29 protein-coding genes and 1 tRNA gene are annotated in these 25,601 nt (G+C 61.7%); 14 read left to right on the forward strand and 16 right to left on the reverse strand.

The annotated features are described in order from the left end of the window. Positions 1–489 precede the first annotated feature (489 nt). The 6 genes from IWW33_RS01615 to IWW33_RS01640 all read left to right on the forward strand — a co-directional run bounded on the left by IWW33_RS01615 (position 490) and on the right by IWW33_RS01640 (position 3,973). Positions 490–732, forward strand: coding sequence for a hypothetical protein (locus tag IWW33_RS01615; protein ID WP_115275234.1), 243 nt, complete (start codon positions 490–492; stop codon positions 730–732). Positions 733–899: 167 nt separating this feature from the next. Continuing rightward, the gene (locus IWW33_RS01620; protein ID WP_115275235.1) at positions 900–1,169 is read left to right on the forward strand and encodes a DUF3077 domain-containing protein; all 270 of its coding nucleotides are present in this window, start codon (positions 900–902) and stop codon (positions 1,167–1,169) included. A gap of 115 nt (positions 1,170–1,284) precedes the next feature. Then, a complete protein-coding gene (locus tag IWW33_RS01625; RefSeq protein WP_115275236.1) occupies positions 1,285–1,497 on the forward strand; it encodes a DUF3077 domain-containing protein in 213 nt (70 codons plus the stop codon). A 577-nt stretch (positions 1,498–2,074) separates the two neighbouring features. Next, complete coding sequence (locus tag IWW33_RS01630) at positions 2,075–2,260, forward strand: hypothetical protein (RefSeq protein ID WP_174141687.1); 186 nt, start codon at positions 2,075–2,077, stop codon at positions 2,258–2,260. Between the two features lie 167 nt (positions 2,261–2,427). Further along, the gene (locus IWW33_RS01635) at positions 2,428–2,697 is read left to right on the forward strand and encodes a DUF3077 domain-containing protein (RefSeq protein ID WP_115275237.1); all 270 of its coding nucleotides are present in this window, start codon (positions 2,428–2,430) and stop codon (positions 2,695–2,697) included. Between the two features lie 112 nt (positions 2,698–2,809). Further along, positions 2,810–3,973: an AAA family ATPase gene (locus IWW33_RS01640; RefSeq protein ID WP_115275238.1), complete on the forward strand. Its 1,164-nt coding sequence runs from the start codon at positions 2,810–2,812 to the stop codon at positions 3,971–3,973. A 74-nt stretch (positions 3,974–4,047) separates the two neighbouring features. Here the strand turns inward: IWW33_RS01640 and IWW33_RS01645 are convergent, their stop codons facing one another. The 5 genes from IWW33_RS01645 to IWW33_RS01665 all read right to left on the reverse strand — a co-directional run bounded on the left by IWW33_RS01645 (position 4,048) and on the right by IWW33_RS01665 (position 10,499). Continuing rightward, a complete protein-coding gene (locus IWW33_RS01645; protein WP_012313890.1) occupies positions 4,048–5,004 on the reverse strand; it encodes a D-glycerate dehydrogenase in 957 nt (318 codons plus the stop codon). 9 nt (positions 5,005–5,013) lie between these two features. Continuing rightward, on the reverse strand, positions 5,014–6,345 hold the full coding sequence (locus IWW33_RS01650; protein ID WP_174141685.1) for an MFS transporter: 1,332 nt from the start codon (positions 6,343–6,345) through the stop codon (positions 5,014–5,016). Positions 6,346–6,433: 88 nt separating this feature from the next. Then, positions 6,434–8,008 (reverse strand): aldehyde dehydrogenase (NADP(+)), encoded by a 1,575-nt coding sequence (locus IWW33_RS01655; RefSeq protein WP_174141684.1) that lies wholly within the window; start codon positions 8,006–8,008, stop codon positions 6,434–6,436. A gap of 165 nt (positions 8,009–8,173) precedes the next feature. After that, positions 8,174–9,163, reverse strand: coding sequence for an AraD1 family protein (gene araD1 / locus IWW33_RS01660; protein WP_119688706.1), 990 nt, complete (start codon positions 9,161–9,163; stop codon positions 8,174–8,176). Between the two features lie 28 nt (positions 9,164–9,191). Beyond that, the gene (locus tag IWW33_RS01665; protein WP_115275242.1) at positions 9,192–10,499 is read right to left on the reverse strand and encodes an MFS transporter; all 1,308 of its coding nucleotides are present in this window, start codon (positions 10,497–10,499) and stop codon (positions 9,192–9,194) included. 186 nt (positions 10,500–10,685) lie between these two features. Here IWW33_RS01665 and IWW33_RS01670 point away from each other — a divergent pair, with 186 nt between their 5' ends. The 5 genes from IWW33_RS01670 (at position 10,686) to IWW33_RS01690 (ending at position 14,845) form a co-directional block, all read left to right on the forward strand. Next, positions 10,686–12,419 carry an IlvD/Edd family dehydratase gene (locus tag IWW33_RS01670; RefSeq protein ID WP_012313885.1) on the forward strand — a complete coding sequence of 578 codons (1,734 nt, stop codon included), beginning with the start codon at positions 10,686–10,688 and terminating at the stop codon, positions 12,417–12,419. A 269-nt stretch (positions 12,420–12,688) separates the two neighbouring features. After that, entirely contained in the window at positions 12,689–13,411 is a 723-nt protein-coding gene (locus tag IWW33_RS01675; RefSeq protein WP_046787111.1) for a FadR/GntR family transcriptional regulator, read from the forward strand. A gap of 443 nt (positions 13,412–13,854) precedes the next feature. Then, complete coding sequence (locus IWW33_RS01680) at positions 13,855–14,097, forward strand: hypothetical protein (RefSeq protein ID WP_174141681.1); 243 nt, start codon at positions 13,855–13,857, stop codon at positions 14,095–14,097. A gap of 165 nt (positions 14,098–14,262) precedes the next feature. Continuing rightward, positions 14,263–14,532, forward strand: coding sequence for a DUF3077 domain-containing protein (locus IWW33_RS01685; protein ID WP_046787113.1), 270 nt, complete (start codon positions 14,263–14,265; stop codon positions 14,530–14,532). A gap of 70 nt (positions 14,533–14,602) precedes the next feature. Next, positions 14,603–14,845, forward strand: coding sequence for a DUF3077 domain-containing protein (locus IWW33_RS01690; RefSeq protein ID WP_174141679.1), 243 nt, complete (start codon positions 14,603–14,605; stop codon positions 14,843–14,845). A gap of 108 nt (positions 14,846–14,953) precedes the next feature. On the opposite strand, the gene IWW33_RS01695 is transcribed toward IWW33_RS01690, so the two are convergent. The 9 genes from IWW33_RS01695 to thrS all read right to left on the reverse strand — a co-directional run bounded on the left by IWW33_RS01695 (position 14,954) and on the right by thrS (position 22,426). After that, positions 14,954–15,030 (reverse strand) — tRNA-Pro (locus IWW33_RS01695). Between the two features lie 98 nt (positions 15,031–15,128). Next, positions 15,129–15,485 carry a MerR family transcriptional regulator gene (locus tag IWW33_RS01700; protein WP_008100384.1) on the reverse strand — a complete coding sequence of 119 codons (357 nt, stop codon included), beginning with the start codon at positions 15,483–15,485 and terminating at the stop codon, positions 15,129–15,131. After that, a complete protein-coding gene (gene ihfA, locus IWW33_RS01705) occupies positions 15,466–15,768 on the reverse strand; it encodes an integration host factor subunit alpha (protein ID WP_003250679.1) in 303 nt (100 codons plus the stop codon). The genes IWW33_RS01700 and ihfA overlap by 20 nt, the downstream gene beginning before the upstream one ends. Before the next feature lie 4 nt (positions 15,769–15,772). Continuing rightward, entirely contained in the window at positions 15,773–18,154 is a 2,382-nt protein-coding gene (gene pheT / locus IWW33_RS01710; protein WP_174141676.1) for a phenylalanine--tRNA ligase subunit beta, read from the reverse strand. A 31-nt stretch (positions 18,155–18,185) separates the two neighbouring features. Next, the gene (pheS, locus tag IWW33_RS01715) at positions 18,186–19,202 is read right to left on the reverse strand and encodes a phenylalanine--tRNA ligase subunit alpha (RefSeq protein WP_046787172.1); all 1,017 of its coding nucleotides are present in this window, start codon (positions 19,200–19,202) and stop codon (positions 18,186–18,188) included. A 110-nt stretch (positions 19,203–19,312) separates the two neighbouring features. Then, a complete protein-coding gene (gene rplT / locus IWW33_RS01720) occupies positions 19,313–19,669 on the reverse strand; it encodes a 50S ribosomal protein L20 (RefSeq protein ID WP_003250671.1) in 357 nt (118 codons plus the stop codon). Between the two features lie 28 nt (positions 19,670–19,697). Continuing rightward, positions 19,698–19,892 (reverse strand): 50S ribosomal protein L35, encoded by a 195-nt coding sequence (rpmI, locus tag IWW33_RS01725; RefSeq protein WP_012313865.1) that lies wholly within the window; start codon positions 19,890–19,892, stop codon positions 19,698–19,700. 60 nt (positions 19,893–19,952) lie between these two features. Then, complete coding sequence (gene infC / locus IWW33_RS01730) at positions 19,953–20,504, reverse strand: translation initiation factor IF-3 (RefSeq protein WP_174141673.1); 552 nt, start codon at positions 20,502–20,504, stop codon at positions 19,953–19,955. Further along, positions 20,504–22,426: a threonine--tRNA ligase gene (gene thrS, locus IWW33_RS01735; protein WP_046787173.1), complete on the reverse strand. Its 1,923-nt coding sequence runs from the start codon at positions 22,424–22,426 to the stop codon at positions 20,504–20,506. Before thrS ends, infC begins: the two co-directional genes overlap by 1 nt. Before the next feature lie 335 nt (positions 22,427–22,761). Here thrS and IWW33_RS01740 point away from each other — a divergent pair, with 335 nt between their 5' ends. Together IWW33_RS01740 and IWW33_RS01745 are read left to right on the forward strand one after the other, a co-directional pair. After that, positions 22,762–23,064 carry a hypothetical protein gene (locus IWW33_RS01740; RefSeq protein ID WP_115275249.1) on the forward strand — a complete coding sequence of 101 codons (303 nt, stop codon included), beginning with the start codon at positions 22,762–22,764 and terminating at the stop codon, positions 23,062–23,064. A gap of 159 nt (positions 23,065–23,223) precedes the next feature. Next, positions 23,224–23,436 (forward strand): cold-shock protein, encoded by a 213-nt coding sequence (locus IWW33_RS01745; protein ID WP_012313861.1) that lies wholly within the window; start codon positions 23,224–23,226, stop codon positions 23,434–23,436. Positions 23,437–23,750: 314 nt separating this feature from the next. On the opposite strand, the gene IWW33_RS01750 is transcribed toward IWW33_RS01745, so the two are convergent. After that, a complete protein-coding gene (locus IWW33_RS01750; RefSeq protein ID WP_174141671.1) occupies positions 23,751–24,071 on the reverse strand; it encodes an I78 family peptidase inhibitor in 321 nt (106 codons plus the stop codon). A 285-nt stretch (positions 24,072–24,356) separates the two neighbouring features. On the opposite strand from IWW33_RS01750, the gene IWW33_RS01755 reads away from it, so the two are divergent. Continuing rightward, positions 24,357–24,569: a hypothetical protein gene (locus IWW33_RS01755; protein WP_012313859.1), complete on the forward strand. Its 213-nt coding sequence runs from the start codon at positions 24,357–24,359 to the stop codon at positions 24,567–24,569. On the opposite strand, the gene IWW33_RS01760 is transcribed toward IWW33_RS01755, so the two are convergent. Next, entirely contained in the window at positions 24,541–25,548 is a 1,008-nt protein-coding gene (locus tag IWW33_RS01760) for a nucleoside hydrolase (RefSeq protein ID WP_174141670.1), read from the reverse strand. The genes IWW33_RS01755 and IWW33_RS01760 overlap by 29 nt on opposite strands. Between the last annotated feature and the right edge of the window lie 53 nt (positions 25,549–25,601).

The raw sequence follows: 25,601 nt of genomic DNA on the forward strand, positions 1-25,601 counted from the left end.
GCGCTTGGTGATCGTGCGTGCGGGCTGTCAAAGCACACACTTTGCTTTTGTAGCCCATGCCCTATCCTCCCCGCTCGATGTGGCTGCCCAGACGCAGCTGCAGCTATCACACAAGGACTGGCATGACCTGACCGCAGTGGTCATGCTTGACTGTCTGCTCGTTACAAGCAGTTACAGCGAACGGCCGAAAAAATCAGATTAAACCCCTTTCCTGTAGGGCATTTCCCAAAGATACTGCCGCCGACCATTTTTCGTTGCACATGGCCAATGTGGATTCTAGTCTCGGCCGGTCGCTGCCAATTCAGCGACCGGTTTTGACAGACCGTCTTCGTTGTCCACATGTGCACACTGTTATGGTGGCTGTACGTGCGGGCACCCTCTGGTGCGCCGAGTGCCAACGTCTCGGTCTGTCAACCCGCGTACAGCTGCCACCTCATTGTTTGACAGCAAGGCCGTGGTAGCTCCACCGTTCGACGTTGGAGTTTCATCATGCTCAAGATCGTCCCCGATCCGCCTCACAATCCCCACTCCCTCGAAGACACGCTGATGATGGCTGCCGACTACGCGCTCTGCGCCGAAGTCGTCGCCCAACAGGCGATGTTGATGCAGCCGAAATCACCCGTGTCCTTGATGATCATGACCTCGATGCACGAGCTCGATGCCCTGCGCAAATTGCTCGAGTCAGCACTGGCCCAAATACAGAAACCGGCCGACCCGCAGACGCTGCATTAATCCTCATCATGATCTGCCTGGCCTGGCTCTTTCACGGGCTAGCTCTCTCGCACAACATCGCCCCTGAGGTTGTAGACGACCCTCAGACGCCCGGTGAAACTTGTGGGAGTCCGGCTTGCCGGCGATAGGGCCAGCCCAGGCAGCTACACCTTCAGGGAGATCAAACGATGGCTACCGAACAAACCGCATTCACCGTCGGCAAAACCACCTTCTACCAAGGCGAAAACCAGACCCATCCCCTGTTCCGCATCGAGCCCGGCATCCCTTGCCAAAGCGCCCGCGAACAGGCCTCGGAACTGATGGGCTATGCCCGCGACCTGACCATCGACGGCCTGATGGAAGACAAACCCCAGCTGCTGTGGGCCTCGCACTACCTCTGCGCCCTGGCCAAGGCCCTGCTCGACGATGCCGAGCTGGGCATGATGAAAACCCCGTGAACACACCCCTACCTGCAGGCCCACTCCGCCCCCCGGAGCGGCCTTGTGTCGCGAAAGGGCCGCCTAGCGGCCCCAGCAACCTCAGCCCTCCGCTGACCGCCAGGAGAACAGCTCAGTGCCAAAAGACCCAATCACACCCCAAACCCTGTTCACTGCCGCGCCGGACGTACCCACTCTGCAAGCCAAGGAACAAGCGTCGAAACTGATGGAGTGCGCTCGTTATCTCAACCACACGGGCGTCATGCTGGGTGATCACCGAATGGTCGTAGCGTCCCACCACCTCAATACGATGGTGCGTGTGCTGCTGGATCAGCTTGAGGACGAGTAATCCCCTTCTCCGTGGCCGTGTTGAGCGGTAATCGGTTCGAGAAAAGCTCGCCTGACTCTCTCCAAGCCTCGTTGCGGGCCGTGGTCAGTGCTGTATGCAGGGTTACGCGTCACGGTTTGCTCGAGCCGTTGGGCAACGCTCAGTTTCTGCGAGCTAAATGTTGACTGCCAACAGGTTACAAGCAGTTACATCGAGCAGCTGAAAAATCAGATTTAACCGCTTTCTTGTAGGGCATTTCCCAAAGATACTGCCGCCGCCTGTTTTCCGTTGCGCACGCAAAAGTGGACTTTAGTCTCGGCACGTCGTTGTCACTCAACGACTGGGTTAGCCGCCCAAAAATCGTCGGACACTACAGCCGTGCAATACCGAGCAATCGGCATTAGCGCCGTTATGGCGGCTGTGCGTGGGGCACCTTCGGGTGCGCCGGGTGCCTGACGTCCCGGTCGGCTAACCCGCGTACAGCTGCCACCCATTCGTTTAGCCGCGGTTAGTGGTTGCTCCACTACGACAGGAGCCACACCATGTTGAAGATCGTCCCGATCCACCCCACGTTCTCCACTCCCTCGAAGACACGCTGATGATGGCTGCCGACTACGCGCTCTGCCCCGAAGTCGTTGCCCAACACGCGATGTTGATGCAGCCGAAATCACCCGTGTCCGTGATGATCATGACCTCGATGCACGAGCTCGATGCCCTGCGCAAATTGCTCGAGTCAGCACTGGCCCAAATACAAAAGCCAGCCGACCCGCAGACGCTGCATTAATCCTCATCATGATCTGCCTGGCCTGGCTCTTTCACGGGCTAGCTCTCTCGCACAGCACCGCCCCTGAGGTTGTAGACGCCCCTCAGACGCCCGGTGAAACCTGTGGGAGTCCGGCTTGCCGGCGATGGGGCCCGCCCAGGCAGCTACACCTTCAGGGAGATCAAAAAATGGCCACCGAAGAAACCGCATTCACCGTCGGCAAAACCACCTTCTACCAAGGTGAAAACCAGACCCACCCCCTGTTCCGCATCGAGCCCGGCATCCCTTGCCAAAGCGCCCGCGAACAGGCCTCGGAACTGATGGGCTATGCCCGCGACCTGACCATCGACGGCCTGATGGAAGACAAACCCCAGCTGCTGTGGGCCTCGCACTACCTCCGCGCCCTGGCCAAGGCCCTGCTCGATGATGCCGAGCTGGGCATGATGAAAACCCCGTGAACACACCCCTACCTGCAGGCCCACTCCGCCCTCCCGAAACCGTGCTGAACGGTAGTAAGGCACGTGCAGTTCGCCCACAATCAGGCACTGAGTTAAACCTGGGACGCACCGCATGCTCACCACCCTCGCCATCGGCAACTACCGCTCCATCAACCACCTTGTGTTGCCTTTAAGCCAACTCAACCTGGTGACCGGCGCCAACGGCAGCGGCAAATCCAATCTGTACAAAGCCCTGCGCCTGCTCGCCGAGACCGCCCAGGGCGGTGTGATCGAAGCGCTTGCCCGCGAAGGCGGGCTGGATTCGACCTGGTGGGCCGGGCCAGAGATGAGTGCGCGCATGAAGCGCGGTGAAGTGCCCATACAAGGCCAGCATCCGAGCGAGGCCAAACGCCTGCGGCTGGGCTTCGCCACCGAGGATTTCGGCTTTGCCATCTCGCTGGGCTTGCCGATACCCCTGCCCTATCCCACCGCATTCATGCTCGACCCCGAGATCAAGTGCGAAGCCATCTGGGGCGCTGGGGCTTATCGCCCATCGTCCTTATTGGTTGAGCGCAAGAACGCCATGGTTCGTGCGCGGGAAGGCAATGGTTGGACGGTGCTCGATCAACATGCCGACAGCTGCGAGAGCTTTTTCAACATCGTGGGCCGGCCACGACAGGCGCCGGAGATTGGTGAGCTGCGGGCGTTCATCAACAGCTGGCGCTTCTACGATCACTTCCGCATCGACCGCGACGCACCCTGCCGCCAACCGCAGCTGGGGACGCGCTCGCCGGTGCTGCATCATGACGGGCGTAACCTTGCCTCGGCGTTGCAGACCATCATCGAGATTGGCGAGGTTGAAGACCTGATAGCGGCACTGGATGACGCGTTTCCCGGTAGCCGCTTGGAGATTGATGCGCCGCCGGGTGGGCTGTTCAGCGTGCGGCTGCATCAGCATGGGCTGTTGCGCCCGCTGGGTGGGGGTGAATTGTCGGATGGTACGTTGCGTTATCTGTTGTTGATGGCTGCGCTGCTGACGCCACGTCCGCCGTCACTGATGGTGCTTAACGAGCCGGAAACCAGCTTGCATGCCGACCTGCTGCCTGCGCTGGCGCGGTTGATCATTCGCGCTTCGAGGCGGAGCCAGGTTTGGGTGGTGTCGCACAGTGCGCCGCTGATTGAGGCGCTGTCGGCGTGTGACGGGTGCAATGTGCTGGAGCTGGAGAAGGTTCAGGGGCAGACACAGCTACGCGGGGTTGGGTTGCTGGATGAACCGCTGTGGCGGTGGGTTGACTGACCACGACGGCACCCAGCCTCAAGCCCCGAATGCCAAGGCGTGCAACGCAGGAGCTGGCCGCTCCTGCGCGCTCCCTATCGCACTGGATGCCTTGGTGCCCTACCTTCGAGCACCGCCGCCAGTTCGGCCGCTGCGGTACGCGCCATCAACGCACGTGCCTCGACGGTGGCGGAACCAATGTGCGGCAAGGCAACCACCTGGGGCAAGGCCAGCAATGGCGAACTCGCGGGCAACGGCTCTAGCTCGAACACATCCAGCCCAGCCGCGCGGATCTGCCCTTCGGCCAGCGCCTTTAGCAGCGCGCGCTCGTCGACCACCGCGCCACGGGCAATGTTGACGAACACGGCATCGGCGCGCATAGCGGCGAACTGCGCGCGGCCGAACAGGTGATGGGTGGCCGCACTCAGCGGCACGCAGACGCAGACGAAGTCCGCCTCGCCCAGCAACTGCATCAGCGGCACACGCCTTGCCGCAAACTCCGCTTCATACTCGGGCTTGGCGCTGTTGCCGCTGTACAGCACCGGCATGCCAAAACCAAAGTGCGCGCGCCTGGCCACGGCCGCACCAATCCGGCCAAGGCCGACGATGCCCAAGGTCTTGCCGTGTACATCCATGCCGAAGCGCGAGGCATCGATGCCCTGAGTCCAGCCGCCGTCACGCACCAGTTGCGCCAGCTCGCATGCGCGTCGCGCGGCCATCATCAGCAGCATGAACCCGGTATCGGCGGTGGTTTCGGTCACCGCATCGGGGGTATTGGTCAAACAGATGCCGCGGTCGCGCAGATAGCCCAAGGGGTAGTTGTCGAAGCCAGCAGACACGCTGGCAATCACCTTGAGCGAAGGCGCGTGGTCGAGCAGCTCAGCATCCAGCGGTAATGTACTGCCGATCAGTCCGTCGGCAGTGGCCAAGGCCGCAAGGAAGCCGTCGCGGTCAGCCAACGGCTGGTCGAAACGCCGGAAGTGGTAACGCTGTTCGAGGTCGGCCAGCACCTCGGCGCTGGAAATAGGCCCGAAAGAAACGACACGTTGCATGCAACCTCCTCAGTGGGTGCGCGATTCAGGTTGAACCGCATACAAGCGGCGTGGCACGGCCCAGACAATCAGCACCACCGCCAGCAGGCTGACCGCCGTCAGCAGCCACAATGCGGGCGTCGCCGAGCCGCTGACATCGCGGACCTTGCCCACCATGTAAGGCGCAATGATGCCGCCGAGCTGGCCGATCGAGTTGATCAACGCGATACCCGCCGCTGCGGCCAACCCGGCCAGGTATTTCGGCGGTAAGGTCCAGAAGATCGGCATCCAGGCGATGATCCCGGTCATGACAAGGCTCATGCCCAGCATCAGTACCAACAGCTGGGCGTTGAAACCGGCACACAAGGCATAGCCAACGGTAGTCATGGCTGCGCAACCCGCCATGTGCCAGCGGCGCTCGCCGCGCAGGTCGGAGCTGCGGCCGATCAGCAGGTTGCCCACCACTGCCAACAGGTACGGGATCATGGTCAGCAGGCCGATATCCAGTGCATCGTCCACCCCAGCGTTGCGAATCAACTGGGGCATCCAGAACAGTAACCCGGTCAGCGCCATGACCAGGCACAGATAGATCGCCGACAGCGCCAGCGAAGCGGGCTCACGCAGAATCGCCCTGATCGAGCTGCCACCGCTGGGCTTGGGCTCGGCGTCCAGACGCTCTCGCAGGTAGCGTTTCTCTTCGCCGTCAAGCCACCGGGCATCTTCGATGCGATCAGTGACCAGCCACAGTACCAGTAGGCCGAGCAGCACCGATGGCAGGCCTTCGAGTAGGAACAGCCACTGCCACCCGGCCAGGCCGTTTACCCCGTCGAAGTGGCCGAGGATAAACCCGGCCAACGGACCGCCAACGATGCCGCATAGGCAGATCGAGCTCTTGAAATAGGCGTTGATGCGCGCACGGCGGTCGCTGGGGTACCACTGGGTGAAGAAGTACAGCACGCCGGGCACGAAGCCGGCTTCCATGACACCGATCAGAAAACGCAGTACGTAGAACCAGGTTTCGCTGGTGACGAACATCATTGCCGCCGAGGTCAAACCCCAACTGATCATGATGCGGGCAATCCAGATACGTGCGCCGATGCGGTGCAGCAGCACGTTGCTCGGTACCTCGAACAGGAAGTAGCCGACGAAGAACAGGCTCGCACCCAACCCGTACACAGCGTCACTGAAACCCAGCGCGCTTTGCATCTGCAGCTTGGCGAAGCTGATATTGACCCGGTCTAGGTAGGCGAACAGGAAACACACGATGAACAACGGCACAATGCGCCAGCTGATCTTGCGAAACAGACGACTATCCAGTGACTCCCACGCGACCTGGTCGGCGGGCAGGGAACGACTCGGCATGGCTGCAACCTCTTTTTGTTGTTTTACGGTGTCGATCGAAAGCCCGCCGGGGCATAGCCCGGCGGGTATACAGCGCTAGCACCCTGCCTCAGCTCAGCGCATCACGGCTGTGCTGGCCGTCGACCAGGCGTTGCAGGCCCAGTGGATTGGCGTTTTTCAGGGCGTCGGGCAGCAGCGCATCCGGGTAGTCCTGGTAGCACACCGGGCGCAGGAAGCGGTCGATGGCCAGGGTGCCGACCGAGGTACCACGGGCATCGGAGGTGGCCGGGTAAGGCCCGCCATGCACCATTGCATCGCACACCTCGACGCCTGTCGGGTAGCCGTTGACCAGCAGGCGGCCGGCCTTGCGCTGCAGCAGCGGCACCAGTGCGGCAAAGCGCTGGAAGTCCTCCGGCTCGGCGATCAGGGTGGCGGTCAATTGCCCGTGCAGGGCTTGCAGGGCGCGGCGCAGTTCGGCTTCGTCGGCCACTTCGACCACCACCGTGGCAGGCCCGAAAACCTCCTCCTGCAGCAGCTCGTCGCCGTTGAGCAGCAAGCTCACATCGGCCTGGAACAGCTGTGCCCGGGCCTGCCCGCCGACCTGCTCGGCACCGGCCAGATGGCGCACGCCCGGGTGTTGCTGCAGGCGCTGTACGGCGCTGGCATAGCTGCGCAAGGTACCGGCATTGAGCATGGTCTGCGCGGGCTGGTCGGCCATATGCGCAGCCAGTGCCGCGACGAAGGTGCCGAACGCTTCACCGGCAATGCCGATGACCAACCCAGGGTTGGTGCAGAATTGCCCGCAGCCCAGCACCACCGAAGCGGCGAGTTCCTTGGCCACCTGCTCGCCGCGGGCCTGCAGCGCCGCAGGCAACACCAGCACCGGATTGATGCTGCTCATTTCGGCGAACACCGGGATCGGCTGCGGGCGCGCTGCGGCCAGGTCGCACAGGGCACGGCCGCCCTTGAGCGAACCGGTGAAACCGACCGCCTGGATCGCCGGGTGGCGCACCAGCGCTTCACCGACACCGGCGCCATAGATCATGTTGAACACGCCAGCGGGCATGCCGGTAGCCACCGCCGCACGCTCGATGGCTTCAGCCACCAGCTCGGCAGTGGCCATATGGCCGCTGTGGGCCTTGACCACTACCGGGCAGCCGGCAGCCAGTGCTGCGGCGGTGTCGCCGCCGGCCGTGGAGAACGCCAACGGGAAGTTGCTGGCGCCGAACACGGCCACCGGGCCAAGGCCGGTGCGGTACTGGCGCAGGTCAGGGCGTGGCAGTGGCTGGCGCTGTGGCTGCGCGCGGTCGATGCGCGCCCCCAGGTAGTCGCCACGGCGCAGTACCTTGGCGAACAGGCGCATCTGGTTGCTGGTACGGCCACGCTCGCCCTGGATGCGCGCAGCCGGCAGCGCAGTTTCGCGGCACACCGTGGCGACGAAGCTATCGTCCAGCGCGTCCAGCTGGTCGGCAATGGCCTCCAGAAACTGCGCGCGGCGCTCTGGCGCCAGGGCGTTGTATTCGGCAAATGCTGCTTCGGCGGCCTGGGCGGCGGCGGCCACCTCCTCAGGGGTGGCCTGGGTGAAGACCACCGGCAATGCTTCGCCGGTGCGTGCATCGAGGCTTTGCAGGCGTACGCTGCCGGCAGCGCTGCGCTGGCCGCCAATGAAGTTGCTTCCAGACATGATTGACTCCTGTAACAAAGAAAGAGGGCTCAGTGGCGCATGGCGGTCAGTCAGGGCAGAGGGGGCAGCGCAAAATCTTGAGGTTTGCGCGGTACTTGTGGGAGCTGGCTTGCCGGCGATGGACCGCACAGCCGTCCCGACTTCATCGACTGACCGGCAGCACGCTCAAAGGCTTTTCACTGCACCTGGGCGACGCTGCCCGGACGCTGCGCCAATACCATTGCGCAGCGGCTGGCCAAAGGCATCGAGGCTGACCTCGAAGGTATCGCCCGGGCGAGCCTGAACGCCGTCGGCAAACGACAGCGTGGCGGTGCCGAAATAGTGCACATGGATATCGCCAGCACGCAGGAACTGGTCGTACTTGAAGTGGTGGAACTCAAGGTTCTCGAAGCTGTGGCACATGTTCTGCTCACCCGACAGGAACGGCTTGCTCCACAGCACCTGGCCATCGCGCAGGATGCGGCTGGTACCTTCCAAATGAGCCGGCAATGCCCCAAGGCGCAGCTCCGGGCCGAAGCTGCAGGCACGCAGCTTGGAATGCGCCAGGTACAGGTAGTTGCGCCGTTCCATCACATGGTCGGAAAACTCGTTGCCCAAGGCGTAGCCGAGGCGGTATGGCGTGCCGTCGGTACCGATCAGGTACAGCCCGACCAGCTCCGGCTCTTCGCCGGCATCTTCGGCAAAGGCCGGCAGCGGCAGGTCGGCGCCGGGGCGCACGACGATGCCGCCGTCGCCCTTGTAGAACCACTCCGGCTGCGCGCCCTCCTCGCCCGCTGGCGGCCGACCGCCCTCCAGGCCCCACTGGAACATGCGCATGCTGTCAGTGACGGCGCCTTCGGCTTGCTGCTGGTGCATCTTGTCGCGGGTGGCGGCGCTGCCCAGGTGGGTCAGGCCGGTACCGGTCACCAGGCAGTGGGCCGGGTCCGGGTGGTCCAGCGGTGGCAGTACGCGGCCTTCGGCCAGCAGGGCCAGGTAGTCATGGCGCTCGCCCAGCCCGGCGGCCTGCACTTCGCAGGCCAGGTCACGGCCAGCGGCTATGGCCTGCAGGGCCAGCTCACGGGTGCTGGCGGCGCCCAGTACTTCAAGGGCGTACTCGCCTTCCACCACGCCCACGCGGCGCGCGCCGGCGGCGGTTTCGAATTGGATCAGTCGCATGCTTGTGCTCGCTTGTCGGTTGCAAAGGTTAGCGGGAGGCTTCGGCCGCCCGCGTGGAAGCCAGGCGCTGGCGGCGCTCCAGGCGGTTGTAGACCACGCCCGTGAGCAGCACCCCGCACAGCATCACCAGCGCCAGGAAATACAGGCCCGACGACAGCTGCCCGGTGTACTCCTTCAGCGCGCCGATGCCGAACGGGCCCAGGTAACCGCCGAGGTTGCCGATCGAGTTGATCAAGGCGATGCCCGCAGCAGCGCTGGCACCGGAGAAGAACCGCCCCGGCAGCGTCCAGAAGATGGCCGTGCAGGAGAACAGCGCGAACGCCACCAGGCACAGCGCGGCCAACTGCAGCACCGGTACCGTCAGCCAGGCGCTGAAGAACAGGCCGACGGCACCCAGTGCGTACAGCAGGCCCAGATGGCCATAGCGGTCGTTCAGGCGGTCGGAGCTTCGCGGCACGATCAGCAGGCCGATGATGCCGAACAGGTAGGGCACCGCCGAGACAAAACCGGTGACCAGGTCACTGCCGCCAAACTGGTGGATCAGCGTTGGCAGCCACAGGCCCAAGCCATAGATGCTCAGGGTCATCGGCAAGTAGAACAGCGCCAGCAACAGCACCCGGCCATCTTTAAGGGCATGCAGCGGGTTGCCATGGCGGGTCTGGCCGAACTCGCGCAGGTCGTTGGCCAACTGCTCCTGCAGCCAGTTGCGTTGCTCGTCGCTGAGCCAGCGCACCTTGGCAGGGCCGTCCGGCAGCAGGCGCAAGGTGGGCCAGGCCAACAGCACTGCCGGGGTACCGATACAGATGAACAACCACTGCCAGCCATGCAGGCCGTAGATGCCCTCAAGCCCCAGCAGCGCACCCGAAAGTGGCCCGGTGATCAGCATGGCCAGCGGCTGCGAGAGAATGAAGAAGCCTAGAATTTTGCCGCGATGGCGCACCGGGTACCACTGGGTGATGTAGTACAGCACCCCCGGGAAGAAGCCCGCCTCGGCGGCCCCCAGCAAGAAGCGCATCACATAGAAGCCGTTGGGCCCGGTGACAAACGCCATGCCGACAGTGATCGCGCCCCAGGTCAGCAAAATGCGGGCGAACCAGCGACGTGCACCGAAGCGGTCGAGCAACAGGTTGCTCGGCACTTCGAAAAGAAAATAACCGATGAAGAACAGCCCGGCGCCAAGGCCATATGCCGCGTCACCCAGGCCTATGTCGGCGCCCATGTGCAGCTTGGCAAAGCCCACCGCCGAACGATCGACATAGGCCACCAGGTAAAGCAGAACCAGAAAAGGGATGAGTTTCAGTGTGATCAGGCGGACGAGCCGCTGCTCCTGAATCATGGCGATGTCTCCAATTGTTCTTGTAATGGGCACAGCACCTGGCCGGGGCTTTTTGGCAGACCGCTAACCTGGCGAATCGATCATATAGTATTACTATTTAAAACAACAACCCTTCACAGATGCCTTTTTAGCCGCTAGAGTCAGCCTCATAACGACAAATAGTAATACTAATTAGGTGCCCCGCTTATGTCTGATAACAAACGCCCCCTGCGCTCCGCCCAATGGTTTGGTACCGCCGACAAGAACGGCTTCATGTACCGCAGCTGGATGAAGAACCAAGGCATCCCCGACCACGAATTCCAGGGCAAGCCGATCATCGGCATCTGCAACACCTGGTCGGAGCTGACCCCGTGCAACGCCCACTTCCGCAAGATTGCCGAGCACGTCAAAAAAGGCGTGCTGGAGGCTGGTGGCTTCCCGGTGGAGTTCCCGGTGTTTTCCAGTGGCGAGTCCAACCTGCGCCCTACCGCCATGCTCACCCGCAACCTGGCGAGCATGGATGTGGAAGAAGCGATCCGTGGCAACCCGGTGGACGCCGTGGTGCTGCTGACCGGCTGCGACAAGACCACCCCGGCGCTGCTGATGGGTGCCGCCAGCTGCGACGTGCCGGCGATCGTGGTCACTGGTGGGCCGATGCTCAACGGCAAGCACAAAGGCAAGGACATTGGCGCCGGCACCATCGTCTGGCAGATGCACGAGGCCTATAAGGCCGGCCAGATCGACCTCAACGAATTCCTCTCGGCCGAGGCCGGCATGTCGCGCTCGGCAGGCACCTGCAACACCATGGGCACCGCCTCGACCATGGCCTGCATGGCCGAAGCGCTGGGTACCTCGCTGCCGCACAACGCCGCCATCCCGGCGGTGGATGCCCGCCGCTACGTACTCGCCCACCTGTCGGGCATGCGCATTGTCGACATGGTGCGCGAAGACCTGCGCCTGTCGAAGATCCTCACCCGCGAAGCCTTCGAGAACGCCATCCGCGTCAACGCCGCCATCGGTGGTTCGACCAACGCAGTGATCCACCTCAAGGCGATTGCCGGGCGCATTGGCGTAGACCTGCAACTGGAAGACTGGACCCGCGTCGGCCGCGGCACACCGACCTTGGTCGACTTGCAGCCATCGGGCCGCTTCCTGATGGAAGAGTTCTACTACGCCGGCGGCCTGCCCGCAGTCATCCGCCGCCTGGGCGAGCATGGCCTGCTGCCCAACCCCACCGCACTGACCGCCAACGGCAAGAGCCTGTGGGACAACTGCCAGGCCGCGCCGCTGTATGACGAAGAAGTCATCCGCCCGCTCGACAAACCGCTGGTGGCCGATGGCGGCATCTGCATCCTGCGCGGCAACCTGGCGCCCAAAGGCGCGGTGCTCAAGCCGTCGGCGGCCACCCCAGCGCTGATGCAGCACCGCGGCCGCGCCGTAGTGTTCGAAAACTTCGAGGACTACAAAGCGCGCATCAACGACCCTGAGCTGGACGTGGACGCCAATTCGGTGCTGGTGATGAAATACTGCGGGCCCAAGGGCTACCCGGGCATGGCCGAGGTCGGCAACATGGGCCTGCCCGCCAAGCTGCTGGCCCAGGGCGTGACCGACATGGTGCGCATCTCCGACGCCCGCATGAGCGGTACTGCCTACGGCACCGTAGTGCTGCACGTGGCACCCGAGGCTGCTGCGGGCGGCCCATTGGCAGCCGTGCGCGAAGGTGACTGGATCGAGCTGGACTGCAAGGAAGGCCGGCTGCACCTGGACATTTCTGCCGAGGAACTGGCTGGCCGCCTGGCCGACCTGCAAGCACCGCCACAGTTGATCAGTGGCGGTTATGCGAAGCTGTATCTGGACCATGTGATGCAGGCTGACGAAGGTTGCGATTTCGACTTCCTGGTTGGCTGCCGTGGCGCGGCGGTGCCCAAGCATTCGCACTAACCAACTCTCAACACCTCCCCCCGGTAGGAGCGGCCTTGTGTCGCGAAAGGGGTGCGCAGCGCCCCCACAATTCATGCATCAGGCTGATATTGCCGGGGGCGCTGCGCGCCCCTTTCGCGACACAAGGCCGCTCCTACACATCCCACGCATACCTTGAGGCAGTGCAAACCGATGGCTGCAACTGCCTGCATGACACCTGCCCCACAGGCCCTCCGCCACCCACTAATGCTATGATGCCCACCTCGCTCGAAGGACCTCCCGCGCCCCCCATGAACTACCGCCAGCCCACCACGCGCAAAAGCATGCACGCCACCCTGGTCCAGGACCTCGGCCTGCAAATCGTATCCGGCCAACTCGCACCCGGGCAAAAGCTGCCCTCCGAGGCCAGCCTGTGCGAAAGCTACGCGATCAGCCGGCCGGTGTTCCGCGAAGCGATGCGCGCCCTGACCGCCAAGGGCCTGGTCGAAGCCCGCCCACGGGTCGGCACGCTGGTGAGGCCGCGCCATGACTGGCACATGCTCGACCCCGACGTGCTGCACTGGCTGATGCAGGCCACCCCGCAAAAAGACTTCTTCAACACCCTGTCCAGCGTGCGCTGGGTTATCGAACCCGCCGCCGCCGCGCTGGCCGCCACCAACGCCACCCCCGAGGATGTCGAGTCGATCGCCGAGGCCTACCAGCGCATGGAAGCCGCGCGCACCCATGAAGAGCGCCTGCAACCCGACCTGGACTTCCACGCCCGCATCGCCGACGCCACCCACAACGACCTGTTGGCCTACCTGTGCAACATGCTGTCGATGGCCCTGCGCGAATCGGTGCGCTATTCCAACCAGCGGCCGAACTTCAACCAACTCGCCCTGCCCCGGCACAAGGCGATTCTCACTGCTATCCAGAATGGCGACGCGCTGGGTGCACGGCATGCTTCGCTGGTGCAGCTTGAAGATGCGCGTGTGGCGTTGAGCAAGGTGTTGGGGCAAGACCCGACTAGCTGAAGCAAAGCTGCTGATTGCTGGCGCTGGTTACCCAGTACAAGGGGCGGTGGAGTCAGTTGCAGGCAAGGAACTCCCATCGTGCGCATTTCTCACTAGGCACAACCCTGAATTTCGGCTGCCTGCACTTACAAGCTGTTACAGCGAGCACCTGAAAAGATCAGATTTAACCCCTTTCCTGTAGGGTATTTCCCAAAGATACTGCCGCCGCCTGTTTTTCGTTGCGGTCGTTATTTCTGAGTTTTAGGCTCGGTGGGTCGTTGCACATCAACGACCGGCTTTGACAGGCCGCGACGATATACAGCGCATAACCGTTCATGGCGGTTGTGTATGGGGCACGCTTGCGTGCGCCGGTTTCTGTGTTCGCCGGTCTGTCAACCCATGCACAGCTGCCACCTCTCCGTTTGACAGCGGATTGGCGGTGGCCCCACCGAGAACACAGTCCGATGCTAAAAATTGTTCCTGATCCACCCCACCACCTTCACTCCCTCGAAGATACGCTGATGCTGGCTGCTGATTACGCACTGTGCGCCGAAGCCGTTGCGCAACAGGCGATGATGATGCACCCCAAGTCGCCCTCTTCCTTGTTGATCATGACCTCGATGCACGAACTGGAAACCTTGCGCAAATTGCTTGAGGTTGCGTTAGCGCAAGTGCAAATGCCGACAGAGCAAGGAACGCTGCACTAAGCCGCATCACGTTAAGTCTGGCCTGGTTCTTTCGAAGGCTAGCGCCCCCACACGGCACCGCCCCTGAGGTTGTAGACGACCCTCAGGGGCCCGGTGAACTTGTGGGAGCCCGGCTTGCCGGCGATAGGGCCAGCCCAGGCACCCGTATTTTCAGGGAACCAACTCATGCCGAAAGACAGCACAACCGAAAAAACCACACCCGGCAAAACCATGTTCTATCAGGCAGAAGGCCAAACTCAGCCGCTGTTCTGCATCGCACCTGGTATCCCCTGCCAGAATGCCAGGGAGCAAGCCTCAGAGTTGATGGGCTGTGTGCGTGACCTGACCATAACCGGCTTGATGGAAGACAGCCCGCAATTGATCTGGGCATCCTACTACCTAAGTGCTCTGGCAAAGGCGCTGCTCGATGATGCCGAGCTGGGGATGCAGCAGTAGATATTCGAGTGCCGCTACTGGCCTCTTGGAAGGGGCCAGTTCAAGTCGAAACGATTGCGGAAAATCACTCATGACGGCAGCTAAACACAAAGGCGACCAGATCGGCACGCCGCGTCGCAACATGTTCACCATCGCACCGGGAATACCGCCCAGCTACGCCATCGAGCAAGCAACCAAGTTGATGGACTGTGCACGGCATTTGAATATCACCGGCGTGATGATTGGCAACCGACAGATGATCTGGGCTTCGTATCACCTGAGTGCGATGGTCAGGGCGCTGTTGGAAAAGATTGAGCTGAACCTGAAGAGGTGAATGGGAACGATCGCTTGAAGCTGAAACTAAACTATCTCGAAAGTTGAGCCAAAATTCACGCATAAAAAAATCCAGTTACTAGATAGTAACTGGATTTTTGGGGATTTTTGGTCGGGACGGAGTGATTCGAACACTCGACCCCTTGCACCCCATGCAAGTGCGCTACCGGGCTGCGCTACGCCCCGACTACATTCTCATAACATCTGAGAACGATGAGAAATCTACCCTAACCTTTTGATAAATGGAAGCTTTTTTTCAAAAAATTCCATTCATCGGCTCTAGCTCACTTCTTCAACACCACCAGCACATCCTCCAACTCAACAATCATCTGCCGAATCAGCTGCTTGTACTGGCTTGACTCATCCTTCACCTCATCACTGGAGAGCCGCAACCGCGCCCCGCCAATGGTGAACCCCTGGTCATAAAGCAGCGCGCGAATCTGGCGGATCATCAGCACGTCTTGGCGCTGATAATACCGCCGATTGCCCCGCCGCTTCACGGGGTTGAGCTGAGGGAACTCCTGCTCCCAATACCGCAGCACGTGTGGCTTTACGGCACACAACTCGCTCACTTCACCAATGGTGAAGTAGCGTTTGCCCGGTATGGGGGGCAGTTCGTCGTTATGGCTTGGTTCCAGCATAGGCCTCAACCCGGGCCTTCAACTTCTGCCCTGGACGAAAGGTGACGACGCGCCGTGCAGTGATCGGGATCTCTTCCCCTGTTTTGGGGTTGCGGCCCGGCCGCTGGCGTTTGTCGCGAAGGTCGAAGTTGCCGAAACCGGACAACTTGACCTGCTCGTTCTCTTCAAGTGCGTGCCGAATTTCTTCAAAAAACAGCTCGACCAACTCCTTGGCCTCACGCTTGTTAAGCCCCAGCTCCTCGTACAGCCTTTCGGCCATCTCAGCTTTCGTCAGAGCACCCATGCCGTTATTTCCTTAACGTGGTGTTCAACCTTTGTTCAAGCGAGGTGAGGATGTTTTGCAGGGTAGTGTTCACCTCATCGTCGTTAAGAGTGCGCGATGGATGCTGCCAGGTCAAGCCGACGGCCAGGCTTTTTCTATCAGGATCAATACCTTTACCCTGGTAGACGTCAAACAGCCTGAGGTCTGTAAGCCATTCGCCTGCATTGTCACGAATTACTTCAAGCACGGCGCTGGCGGCCACGTCACGGCCAGCGATCAGGGCCAGGTCACGACGGGTTTCCGGGAACTTGGAGAGTTCGCTGAATTTCGGCAGGCGGCCTTCGACCACATCACCCAACACCAGCTCGAAGACGTACACCGGGCGGTCCAGGCCCAGGGCCTTGGCAACTTCCGGGTGCAGGGCGCCGAGGTAGCCGACTTCCTTGCCGTCGCGCTGGATGACAGCGGTCTGGCCTGGGTGCAGGGCGGGGTGTTTGCCGGCGGCGAAGGTGAAGTCGCTCAGGGCGCCCGAGTAGCCCAGCAGGGCTTCGACGTCTGCTTTCACATCGAAGAAGTCGATGCTGTCACGGCCGTTGGCCCAGCCTTCTGGCAGGCGGCTGCCGGTGACAACGCCGGCGATCATGGGCTGCTGCTCCAGGTCACCCAGCTGGCCGACGAAGCGCAGGCCGCTTTCGAACAGGCGCACGCGGTCTTGCTGGCGGTTGAGGTTGTGCTGCATGGCTTTGACCAAGCCCGGCCACAGCGAGGCGCGCATGGCGGCCATGTCGCTGGAGATGGGGTTGGCCAGCAGCAGCGGCTCTACGCCTGGGGTGAACAGCTCGAACAGCTTCGGGTCGATGAAGCTGTAGGTGATGGCTTCCTGGTAGCCGCGGGCGACCAGCAGGCGGCGCAGGTTGGGCAGCTCACCGCGGGTTTCCGGGTTGGCCTTGGGCGCCAGGCGCGCTTGCGGGTAACGCACAGGCAGGCTGTTGTAGCCGTACAGGCGGGCCAGCTCTTCGATCAGGTCGACTTCCAGGCTGATGTCGAAGCGGTGGCTTGGCACCTTGACGGTCCACTCCCCTGCCCCGTTGGCCGTGGTGGTCAGCTCCAGGGCGTTGAGCATCTGCTCGACCTGAGCGGCCTGCAGCTCCATGCCGAGCATCTGGGTGATGCGTTCGGCGCGCAGGGTCACCGGGGCGACTTGCGGCAGGTGCTGTTCGCTGACGGCTTCGATGATTGGGCCGGCTTCGCCGCCGACAATCTCCAGCACCAGTGCGGTAGCGCGCTCCATGGCTTCGCGGGCCAGTTGCGAGTCGACGCCGCGCTCGTAGCGGTGCGAGGCGTCGGTGTGCAGGCCGTAGGAACGGGCCTTGCCGGCAACGGCGATCGGCTCGAAGAAGGCGCTTTCAAGGAACAGGTCGCGGGTTTTTTCGGTGTTGACGCCGCTGTGCTCGCCACCCATCACGCCGGCAATGGCCAGGGCGCGGGTGTGGTCGGCGATGACCAGGGTGTCGGCGCGCAGGGCGACTTCCTGGCCGTCGAGCAGCACCAGCTTCTCGCCCTCTTCGGCCATGCGTACGCGGATGCCGCCGTTGATTTCGGCGAGGTCGAAGGCGTGCATCGGCTGGCCGAGTTCGAGCATCACGTAGTTGGTGATGTCGACGGCGGCGTCGATGCTGCGCACGTCGCTGCGGCGAAGGCGTTCAACCATCCACAGCGGGGTGGGCTTGCTGAGGTCGACGTTGCGGATGACGCGGCCCAGGTAGCGTGGGCACACGGCCGGGGCGCTGACTTCGACCGGGCGCACTTCGTCGTGGGCAGCCGGTACGGCCGGCACCACCGGGCGGGTGACCGGGACGTTGTACAGGGCGCTGACGTCGCGGGCCAGGCCCGCCAGCGACAGGCAGTCACCGCGGTTGGGGGTCAGGCCGATTTCGATGCTGGCGTCGTCCAGGTTCAGGTACTGGCGAATGTCTTCGCCTACCGGGGCGTCGGCAGCCAGTTCGAGCAGGCCGTCGTTTTCTTCGCTGATCTGCAGCTCTGCTGCCGAGCACAGCATGCCGAACGACTCGACGCCGCGCAGCTTGGCCTTCTTGATCTTGAAGTCGCCCGGCAGTTCGGCGCCGATCATGGCGAACGGGATTTTGATGCCCTGGCGCGCATTGGGGGCGCCGCAGACGACCTGGAAGGTTTCCTGGCCGTTGCTGACCTGGCAGACGCGCAGTTTGTCGGCGTCAGGGTGTTGTTCGGTGGCGAGGATTTCGCCCACGACGATGCCGCTGAACTGGCCGGCAGCGGGGGTTACGCTGTCGACTTCAAGGCCGGCCATGGAAAGGCGGGCGACCAGTTCGTCACGGGAGACTTGCGGGTTTACCCAACCGCGCAGCCACTGTTCACTGAATTTCATGCTGTTCTCCTGAAAGTTGCGTCGATTGGGCCTAGCGGAATTGGGCTAAGAACCGCAGGTCGTTGTCGAAGAACAGACGCAAATCGTTGACGCCGTAGCGCAGCATGGCCAGGCGCTCGGCGCCCATGCCGAAGGCGAAGCCCTGGAATTCTTCAGGGTCGATGCCGGACATGCGCAGCACGTCCGGGTGCACCATGCCGCAGCCCAGCACTTCCAGCCAGCCGGTTTGCTTGCACACGCGGCAGCCTTGGCCGGAACACATCACGCACTGGATATCGACTTCGGCGGACGGCTCGGTGAAGGGGAAGAACGACGGGCGGAAGCGCACGGCCAGTTCTTTTTCGAAGAACACGCGCAGGAACTCTTCGATGGTGCCCTTGAGGTCGGCAAAGTTGATGTCGCGATCGATCAGCAGGCCTTCGACCTGGTGGAACATCGGCGAGTGGGTGATATCCGAGTCGCAGCGGTAAACGCGGCCCGGGCACACAATGCGGATTGGCGGCTGGGTGGACTCCATGGTCCGCACCTGCACCGGCGAGGTGTGGGTGCGCAGCAGCATGTTGGCATTGAAGTAGAAGGTGTCGTGCATCGCCCGGGCCGGGTGGTGGCCGGGGATGTTGAGCGCTTCGAAGTTGTGGTAGTCGTCTTCGACCTCAGGGCCTTCGGCGATGCCGTAGCCGATATGGGTGAAGAACTGCTCGATGCGTTCGAGGGTACGGGTGATCGGGTGCAGGCCACCGGTGGCCTGGCCACGGCCTGGCAGGGTCACATCAATGCATTCGGCAGCCAGGCGAGCGCTGAGCTCGGCCTCTTCAAAGGCTGCCTTGCGTGCGTTGAGCACTTCGGTGACGCGCTCTTTGGCGTCATTGATCAGCGCGCCGACTTTCGGGCGCTCTTCGGCTGGCAGGTTGCCCAGGGTCTTCATCACCTGGGTCAGTTCGCCTTTTTTGCCAAGATACTGAACCCGGATCTGTTCCAGGGCATTGATGTCTTCAGCGCGCTCCACGGCCTCAAGGGCTTGGGAGACCAGCGCGTCCAGGTTTTCCATGTACAGACTCCAGATACGAAAATAGGGGAAGAGCTTTGAAGGCTCTTCCCCTATCGATGACGTTTTACACCCGACAGCGCAGAACGCTGCCGGATGATTGTCGTGGGTACTTAAGCCAGAACGGCTTTAGCTTTCTCGACAATTGCAGCAAACGCCGCTTTTTCGTTCACTGCCAGGTCAGCCAGAACCTTACGGTCGATTTCGATCGACGCCTTTTTCAGGCCAGCAATCAGACGGCTGTAAGACAGACCGTTGGTGCGGGCACCGGCGTTGATACGAGCGATCCACAGTGCGCGGAACTGACGCTTCTTCTGGCGACGGTCGCGGTAGGCGTATTGGCCTGCCTTGATGACTGCCTGCTTGGCTACGCGGAATACGCGCGAGCGTGCACCGTAGTAACCTTTAGCCAGCTTCAGAATTTTTTTGTGACGCTTACGAGCGATAACGCCGCGCTTTACACGAGCCATGAGTAACTTCCTCTATCTTTGACCAGAATTAACGAACGCGCAGCATGCGCGCGACTTTCGCGACGTCAGACGGGTGCAGCAAGCTGCTACCACGCAGTTGACGCTTACGCTTGGTCGACATTTTGGTCAGGATGTGGCTCTTGAAAGCGTGCTTGTGCTTGAAGCCGGTAGCGGTCTTCAGGAAGCGCTTTGCAGCACCGCTCTTGGTTTTCATTTTTGGCATGTTGGAACTCCGCATTCGATAAAATTACACATAATCATCAGGCCTGCCGTGCCCGGGAGATTACTTCTTTTTCTTGGGGGCGATGACCATCATAAGCTGGCGTCCTTCCATCTTCGGATGCTGCTCAACGGTGCCGTATTCGGCGAGGTCAGCTTCAACCCGCTTCAACAGCTCCATGCCCAGCTCCTGGTGGGCCATCTCACGACCACGGAATCTCAGAGAGATCTTGGCCTTGTCCCCATCGGTAAGGAAACGTACCAGGTTGCGTAGTTTTACCTGGTAATCCCCATCCTCCGTCCCTGGACGAAACTTGATTTCTTTGATCTGGATCTGCTTCTGGTTTTTCTTGGCTTCGTTAGCCTGCTTCTTCTTTTCGAAGAGGTGCTTGCCGTAGTCCATGACCTTGCAGACAGGCGGTAACGCGTCTGCAGAGATTTCAACCAGGTCCAGCTTCGCTTCATCAGCGATACGCAGCGCTTCATCAATCGAGACGATGCCAACCTGCTCGCCGTCTGCGCCAATTAACCGAACCTCGCGGGCCGAGATATTCTCGTTGATCGGGGCCTTCGGTGCAGCACGTTTATCGTTTCTCATTTCACGCTTAATAGTCATTACTCCGATTCTTGGCGACCACGCCGGGAAACCGCATGTGTCAGAAGCTCAACGAACTGGGCGACGGGCATGGAGCCCAGGTCTGCACCTTCGCGAGTACGCACAGCGACGGTTTGCGTTTCGACTTCGCGGTCCCCTATAACCAAAAGGTACGGGACCTTGAGCAAAGTATGCTCGCGGATTTTAAAGCCGATCTTCTCATTTCTCAAGTCCGACTTGGCACGGAAACCGCTACCGTTCAGAGATTTCTCAACCTGAAGGGCGAAATCGGCCTGTTTGTCGGTGATGTTCATGATCACGGCCTGGGTCGGTGCCAGCCACGCCGGGAACACGCCGGCATAGTGCTCGATGAGCATGCCGATGAAGCGCTCGAACGAGCCGAGGATGGCGCGGTGCAGCATCACCGGGCGCTTGCGCGCGTTGTCTTCGGCGATGTAGCTGGCGTCCAGGCGCTCTGGCAGGTTCGGATCGTACTGCAGGGTACCACACTGCCAGTTACGGCCCAGGCAGTCGCGCAGGGTGAATTCGATTTTAGGGCCGTAGAAGGCACCTTCACCTGGCTGGTATTCCCATTCCAGGCCGGATTCGTTCAGGGCGTCGGCCAGTGCACCTTCGGCGCGGTCCCACAGCTCTTCGGAACCCACGCGCTTGGCGGGGCGGGTGGAGAGCTTCATGGCGACGTCGGTGAAACCGAAGTCCTTGTACACGTCCAGGGTCAGCTTGATGAAGTCGGCGGCTTCTTTCTTCACCTGGTCTTCGGTACAGAAGATGTGCGCGTCGTCCTGCACGAAGCCACGTACGCGCATGATGCCGTGCAGGGCGCCGGAAGGCTCGTTACGGTGGCAGGCACCGAATTCGGCCAGGCGCAGCGGCAGGTCGCGGTACGACTTCAGGCCCTGGTTGAACACCTGCACGTGGCACGGGCAGTTCATCGGCTTGACCGCGTAATCACGGCTTTCCGACGAGGTGGTGAACATGTTTTCGGCGTAGTTGGACCAGTGGCCGGAACGCTCCCAGAGGATGCGGTCGACGACTTGCGGGGTCTTGATTTCCGAGTAGCCGTTTTCGCGCTGGACCTGGCGCATGTACTGCTCGAGCACCTGGTAGACGGTCCAGCCGTTGGCGTGCCAGAACACCATGCCTGGCGCTTCTTCCTGCAGGTGGAACAGGTCGAGCTGCTTGCCGATCTTGCGGTGGTCGCGTTTTTCGGCTTCTTCGATGCGCTGGATGTAGGCAGCCAGCTGCTTCTTGTCAGCCCAGGCGGTACCGTACACGCGCTGCAGCTGCTCGTTCTTGGCATCGCCACGCCAGTAGGCGCCGGACAGCTTGGTCAGCTTGAATGCCTTGAGGAAACGGGTGTTCGGCACGTGCGGGCCACGGCACATGTCGACGTATTCTTCGTGGTAGTACAGGCCCATGGCCTGCTCGTCGGGCATGTCCTCGACCAGGCGCAGCTTGTAGTCTTCGCCACGGGCCTTGAACACGTCGATGACTTCGGCGCGCGGGGTCATCTTCTTGATGACGTCGTAGTCTTTTTCGATCAGCTGCTGCATGCGCTTTTCGATGGCGACCAAGTCTTCAGGGGTGAAGGGGCGCTCGTAGGCGATGTCGTAATAGAAGCCTTCGTCGATGACCGGGCCGATGACCATCTTGGCGGTCGGGTACAGCTGTTTCACTGCGTGGCCTACAAGGTGGGCGCACGAGTGACGGATGATCTCCAGTCCCTCTTCATCTTTAGGGGTGATGATCTGCAGGGTGGCGTCGTGGGTGATCAGCTCGCAGGCGTCGACCAGCTTGCCGTCGACTTTGCCGGCAACGGTGGCCTTGGCCAGGCCGGCACCGATCGAAGCGGCGACATCGGCTACGGATACCGCGTGATCGAACGCGCGTTGACTGCCATCGGGAAGAGTAATAGTGGGCATGGCGCCTCCTCTCCTAGTGGTGACCCCTACCAAAGGTCACATGGGTTGGGATGAGCCAGTACAAGATCCGACCTGCCTTCCTTGAAGGAAGCCTGCCTCACAGTGGCAGGAGCCTTTCGGCTTGCCAGGGGGACCTGAGTGACTGGAAAGTAAAAAGATAGTTGCACGCTGCACGTGTGCAGGTGCAAGCCGGGCATGCTAGCACGGGGGTTGCATGGCAGCGCAGAAATATTTGGAAATTACGCGGTAGCGGTGAACTTACACGGAAAATTTCCTATCAGACTTTGGGAAGCAACCTACTCTTGATGAGACCTTAACCCAAGGAGTGTCTGGTTATGCGAGTTCCGTCTCTTCTGGCCCTGGCGGCCGCTGGCGCCCTGCTGCTGCCCATGGCAGCCACCGCTGGCAACTTCCCTGCCGGCAAGGAGGGTGCCTACATGACGCAATGCAAACAGGTGGCGCAAGGTCAAGGTGTCGACGCTGCAACTGCAGACAAGCATTGTTCGTGCGGCGCGCAAGCCATCAAAGATAATTTCACTGATAAGGAGATCGAAGACCTGGACAGCAATGACGGCGTTGACGCCAAGCTGATGCAGAAGGCACAGACCGTCGTGCAAGCGGCCTGCAAGCCGAAATGAGCCATGCGCAGAGGGCTTTCCGGGCTTTATTTGCCCTGGATCAGCATCCTGCGAAGGTAAAAGACGCTACAGGCGCAGAATTAGACTATTATGGTGTCCGTGCTCCGTAGCCTCGGCCACATTGCACCACTGAAAATTAAATGTTCTGGAGATTCACCCATGTCCAATCGCCAACAAGGCACCGTCAAATGGTTCAATGATGAGAAAGGCTACGGCTTCATCACCCCAGCAGGCGGCGGCGACGACCTGTTCGTTCACTTCAAAGCCATCGAATCCGACGGCTTCAAGAGCCTGAAAGAAGGCCAGACTGTTTCCTTCGTTGCCGAAAAAGGCCAGAAGGGTATGCAGGCTGCGCAGGTTCGTCCGGAGTAATTCGGATAGCTGTAAAAAAACCCGCCCTTGTGGCGGGTTTTTTTATGGGCGTTTGCCAGGGCAGCATACGCCTGCCCTTCGTAGGAGCGGCCTTGTGTCGCGAAAGGGCCGCAAAGCGGCCCCGGCATTTCAAGCGGCGGAGCTAGAAACCTGGGGCCGCTTCGCAGCCCTTTCGCGACACAAGGCCGCTCCTACGGGGGGCGTGCCGTATTTGGAGCTGCATTATCGCCGACAGATGAGAAGGCTGAGGCTTCATCAATAGATGCATGGGCATTTACCAGGGCAGCACACGCCTGCACCTCGTAGGGGCTGCATCAACCGCAGTTGACGCGGGTCACCTTGCCCTGCTCGTCCACATTCAGGTTGAGGCGCTCGGAGCGGTACTCCAGGGTCACCATGTCATGTGGCTTGAGAATACGGGCAATCTGTGAGCCACTGGCCTTGCGCGCCTGCTCGAGCAGGTCGGCACTGCCTTGCTTGCCAATGGCGAAATCGGCACCGCTGGCCTCGCAGCGCCCGTCGTTGCCTGCAGCTGCAGCCGGGGCGCTGCCGCCGTCAGAGTTGCCACCAGTGCTGCAACCAGCCAGCACAGCAGCGACCAGCAAGGTTGCCAGGGAAGCACGGGTACGGAACATGAATCCTCCTAAATAGATCTGGGAACTGCCTGTTCCGACAGTTCCACCCTGAATTCGTTGCAAAACCGCACAAGTCTGCCCGAACTCACCGCGCATGGCGAAAGGCAATCGTGACCGGATTTTGCACCACGCAGTTGGTTTGCTTGGGCAGGCTTTTTATTCTTAAGTCGAAGAGCCATTGACGCAAAGTGATGATTTACTTTAAGAAGTGCAGGCACAGTGCCTGCTGCGAACACCAGGGTCAGGTGTTCGCCCCTCCGCCACAGGCCCAAACGAGAGCCTTTCATGAGCCACCACAGCATCGACGCCGACATCAAGGTCAAATGGGCGGAGGGCCAGAGCGCCTACAGCCCCAGCACGCCAGAAGAGCTGGTATTGATCGCCCTGGACCTGCTTGTGCGCGACCTGGGCAGCGAGGCGGCGCGCAACTTCATCGACCAGGTGTTCGAGCGCTACGCACCGCACGCCGCTATTGCAATCGAGCCAGGCGCGCGCTGAGCAGGTCGAAAAAGCCCTGGGCATCGCCCTCGCCCACCCACATCACGTTGGCCGGCTGCTTGAGCACGCCGTACCAGTCGGCGACGGTCTGGCCGAAGGTCGGGCCCTCGCGGCTGTCGACGCTCATGTGGATGCGCCGCCCGCCGAACAGCTCGGGCTTGAGCAGATAAGCAATGACACTGGCGTCATGTACCGGGCCGCCGGGCATGCCGTACAAGTCCATGTCGTGCTTGATGTACGCATTGAGGATGTCCACCACGCGCTTGCTGGCCTGGTTGTTCACGGCTGCCAGCTGCTTGAGGCGGGCGTCACTGGTGAGCAGTTTGTGGGTGACGTCCAGTGGCAGGTAGGTCAGTGGCACGCCACTGGCCAGCACCACCTCGGCAGCGTGCGGGTCGGCGTAGAGGTTGAATTCTGCCGCCGGGGTGATGTTGCCGCCGTTGAAGTGGGCGCCGCCCATCACCACCACCTCTTTGATGCCTTTGGCGATGTCCGGGCGCTGGATCAGAGCCAGGGCCAGGTTGGTCTGTGGGCCGAGCATGGCCACGGTGATGCTGCGGGGTTCGGCAGCGCCGAGCGTATCGACCAGGTACTGCACGGCATTGCCCGGGGCCAGGGGCTTTTTCGGTTCATGCACCGGGACACCGGTCAGGCCTTCTTCGCCATGCACTTCGGCAGCGTAGATGGGCGTGCGCACCAGCGGGCGCCCTGCCCCGGCGTACACCGGGATGTCTTCGCGGCCGGCCCACTCGCGGGCCAGGCGGGCGTTGCGCGAGGTTTTGTCGAGGCGCACGTTGCCGGCGACGGTGGTGATGGCGCGGATATTGAGTTCGTCCGGCGAGGCCATGGCCAGGAACAGTGCGACCACATCGTCGGCGCCGGGGTCGGTGTCGATGATCAGGTCGCGGGGTGCGGCCTGGAGCGTGGTGGTGGCGGCTGCGGCCATGAGGGCGAGTCCTTGTAGCAGAGGTTTGAGCATGGGGCACTCCTGTTGCCTTGGTGGTGAAGCGGTCGGGGCCGCTTGGCGGCCCA

The sequence above is a fragment of the Pseudomonas sp. M2 genome, from assembly GCF_015751845.1.
Classification (GTDB): domain Bacteria; phylum Pseudomonadota; class Gammaproteobacteria; order Pseudomonadales; family Pseudomonadaceae; genus Aquipseudomonas; species Aquipseudomonas putida_E.

Bases quoted from the DNA above. Each gene is read 5' to 3' on its own strand.
- IWW33_RS01615 (WP_115275234.1), top strand. From the start codon at position 490: ATGCTCAAGATCGTCCCCGATCCGCCTCACAATCCCCACTCCCTCGAA.
- IWW33_RS01620 (WP_115275235.1), top strand. From the start codon at position 900: ATGGCTACCGAACAAACCGCATTCACCGTCGGCAAAACCACCTTCTAC.
- IWW33_RS01630 (WP_174141687.1), top strand. From the start codon at position 2,075: ATGATGGCTGCCGACTACGCGCTCTGCCCCGAAGTCGTTGCCCAACAC.
- IWW33_RS01635 (WP_115275237.1), top strand. From the start codon at position 2,428: ATGGCCACCGAAGAAACCGCATTCACCGTCGGCAAAACCACCTTCTAC.
- IWW33_RS01640 (WP_115275238.1), top strand. From the start codon at position 2,810: ATGCTCACCACCCTCGCCATCGGCAACTACCGCTCCATCAACCACCTT.
- IWW33_RS01645 (WP_012313890.1), bottom strand. From the start codon at position 5,004: ATGCAACGTGTCGTTTCTTTCGGGCCTATTTCCAGCGCCGAGGTGCTG.
- IWW33_RS01650 (WP_174141685.1), bottom strand. From the start codon at position 6,345: ATGCCGAGTCGTTCCCTGCCCGCCGACCAGGTCGCGTGGGAGTCACTG.
- IWW33_RS01655 (WP_174141684.1), bottom strand. From the start codon at position 8,008: ATGTCTGGAAGCAACTTCATTGGCGGCCAGCGCAGCGCTGCCGGCAGC.
- araD1 (WP_119688706.1), bottom strand. From the start codon at position 9,163: ATGCGACTGATCCAATTCGAAACCGCCGCCGGCGCGCGCCGCGTGGGC.
- IWW33_RS01665 (WP_115275242.1), bottom strand. From the start codon at position 10,499: ATGATTCAGGAGCAGCGGCTCGTCCGCCTGATCACACTGAAACTCATC.
- IWW33_RS01670 (WP_012313885.1), top strand. From the start codon at position 10,686: ATGTCTGATAACAAACGCCCCCTGCGCTCCGCCCAATGGTTTGGTACC.
- IWW33_RS01675 (WP_046787111.1), top strand. From the start codon at position 12,689: ATGAACTACCGCCAGCCCACCACGCGCAAAAGCATGCACGCCACCCTG.
- IWW33_RS01680 (WP_174141681.1), top strand. From the start codon at position 13,855: ATGCTAAAAATTGTTCCTGATCCACCCCACCACCTTCACTCCCTCGAA.
- IWW33_RS01685 (WP_046787113.1), top strand. From the start codon at position 14,263: ATGCCGAAAGACAGCACAACCGAAAAAACCACACCCGGCAAAACCATG.
- IWW33_RS01690 (WP_174141679.1), top strand. From the start codon at position 14,603: ATGACGGCAGCTAAACACAAAGGCGACCAGATCGGCACGCCGCGTCGC.
- IWW33_RS01700 (WP_008100384.1), bottom strand. From the start codon at position 15,485: ATGCTGGAACCAAGCCATAACGACGAACTGCCCCCCATACCGGGCAAA.
- ihfA (WP_003250679.1), bottom strand. From the start codon at position 15,768: ATGGGTGCTCTGACGAAAGCTGAGATGGCCGAAAGGCTGTACGAGGAG.
- pheT (WP_174141676.1), bottom strand. From the start codon at position 18,154: ATGAAATTCAGTGAACAGTGGCTGCGCGGTTGGGTAAACCCGCAAGTC.
- pheS (WP_046787172.1), bottom strand. From the start codon at position 19,202: ATGGAAAACCTGGACGCGCTGGTCTCCCAAGCCCTTGAGGCCGTGGAG.
- rplT (WP_003250671.1), bottom strand. From the start codon at position 19,669: ATGGCTCGTGTAAAGCGCGGCGTTATCGCTCGTAAGCGTCACAAAAAA.
- rpmI (WP_012313865.1), bottom strand. From the start codon at position 19,892: ATGCCAAAAATGAAAACCAAGAGCGGTGCTGCAAAGCGCTTCCTGAAG.
- infC (WP_174141673.1), bottom strand. From the start codon at position 20,504: ATGACTATTAAGCGTGAAATGAGAAACGATAAACGTGCTGCACCGAAG.
- thrS (WP_046787173.1), bottom strand. From the start codon at position 22,426: ATGCCCACTATTACTCTTCCCGATGGCAGTCAACGCGCGTTCGATCAC.
- IWW33_RS01740 (WP_115275249.1), top strand. From the start codon at position 22,762: ATGCGAGTTCCGTCTCTTCTGGCCCTGGCGGCCGCTGGCGCCCTGCTG.
- IWW33_RS01745 (WP_012313861.1), top strand. From the start codon at position 23,224: ATGTCCAATCGCCAACAAGGCACCGTCAAATGGTTCAATGATGAGAAA.
- IWW33_RS01750 (WP_174141671.1), bottom strand. From the start codon at position 24,071: ATGTTCCGTACCCGTGCTTCCCTGGCAACCTTGCTGGTCGCTGCTGTG.
- IWW33_RS01755 (WP_012313859.1), top strand. From the start codon at position 24,357: ATGAGCCACCACAGCATCGACGCCGACATCAAGGTCAAATGGGCGGAG.
- IWW33_RS01760 (WP_174141670.1), bottom strand. From the start codon at position 25,548: ATGCTCAAACCTCTGCTACAAGGACTCGCCCTCATGGCCGCAGCCGCC.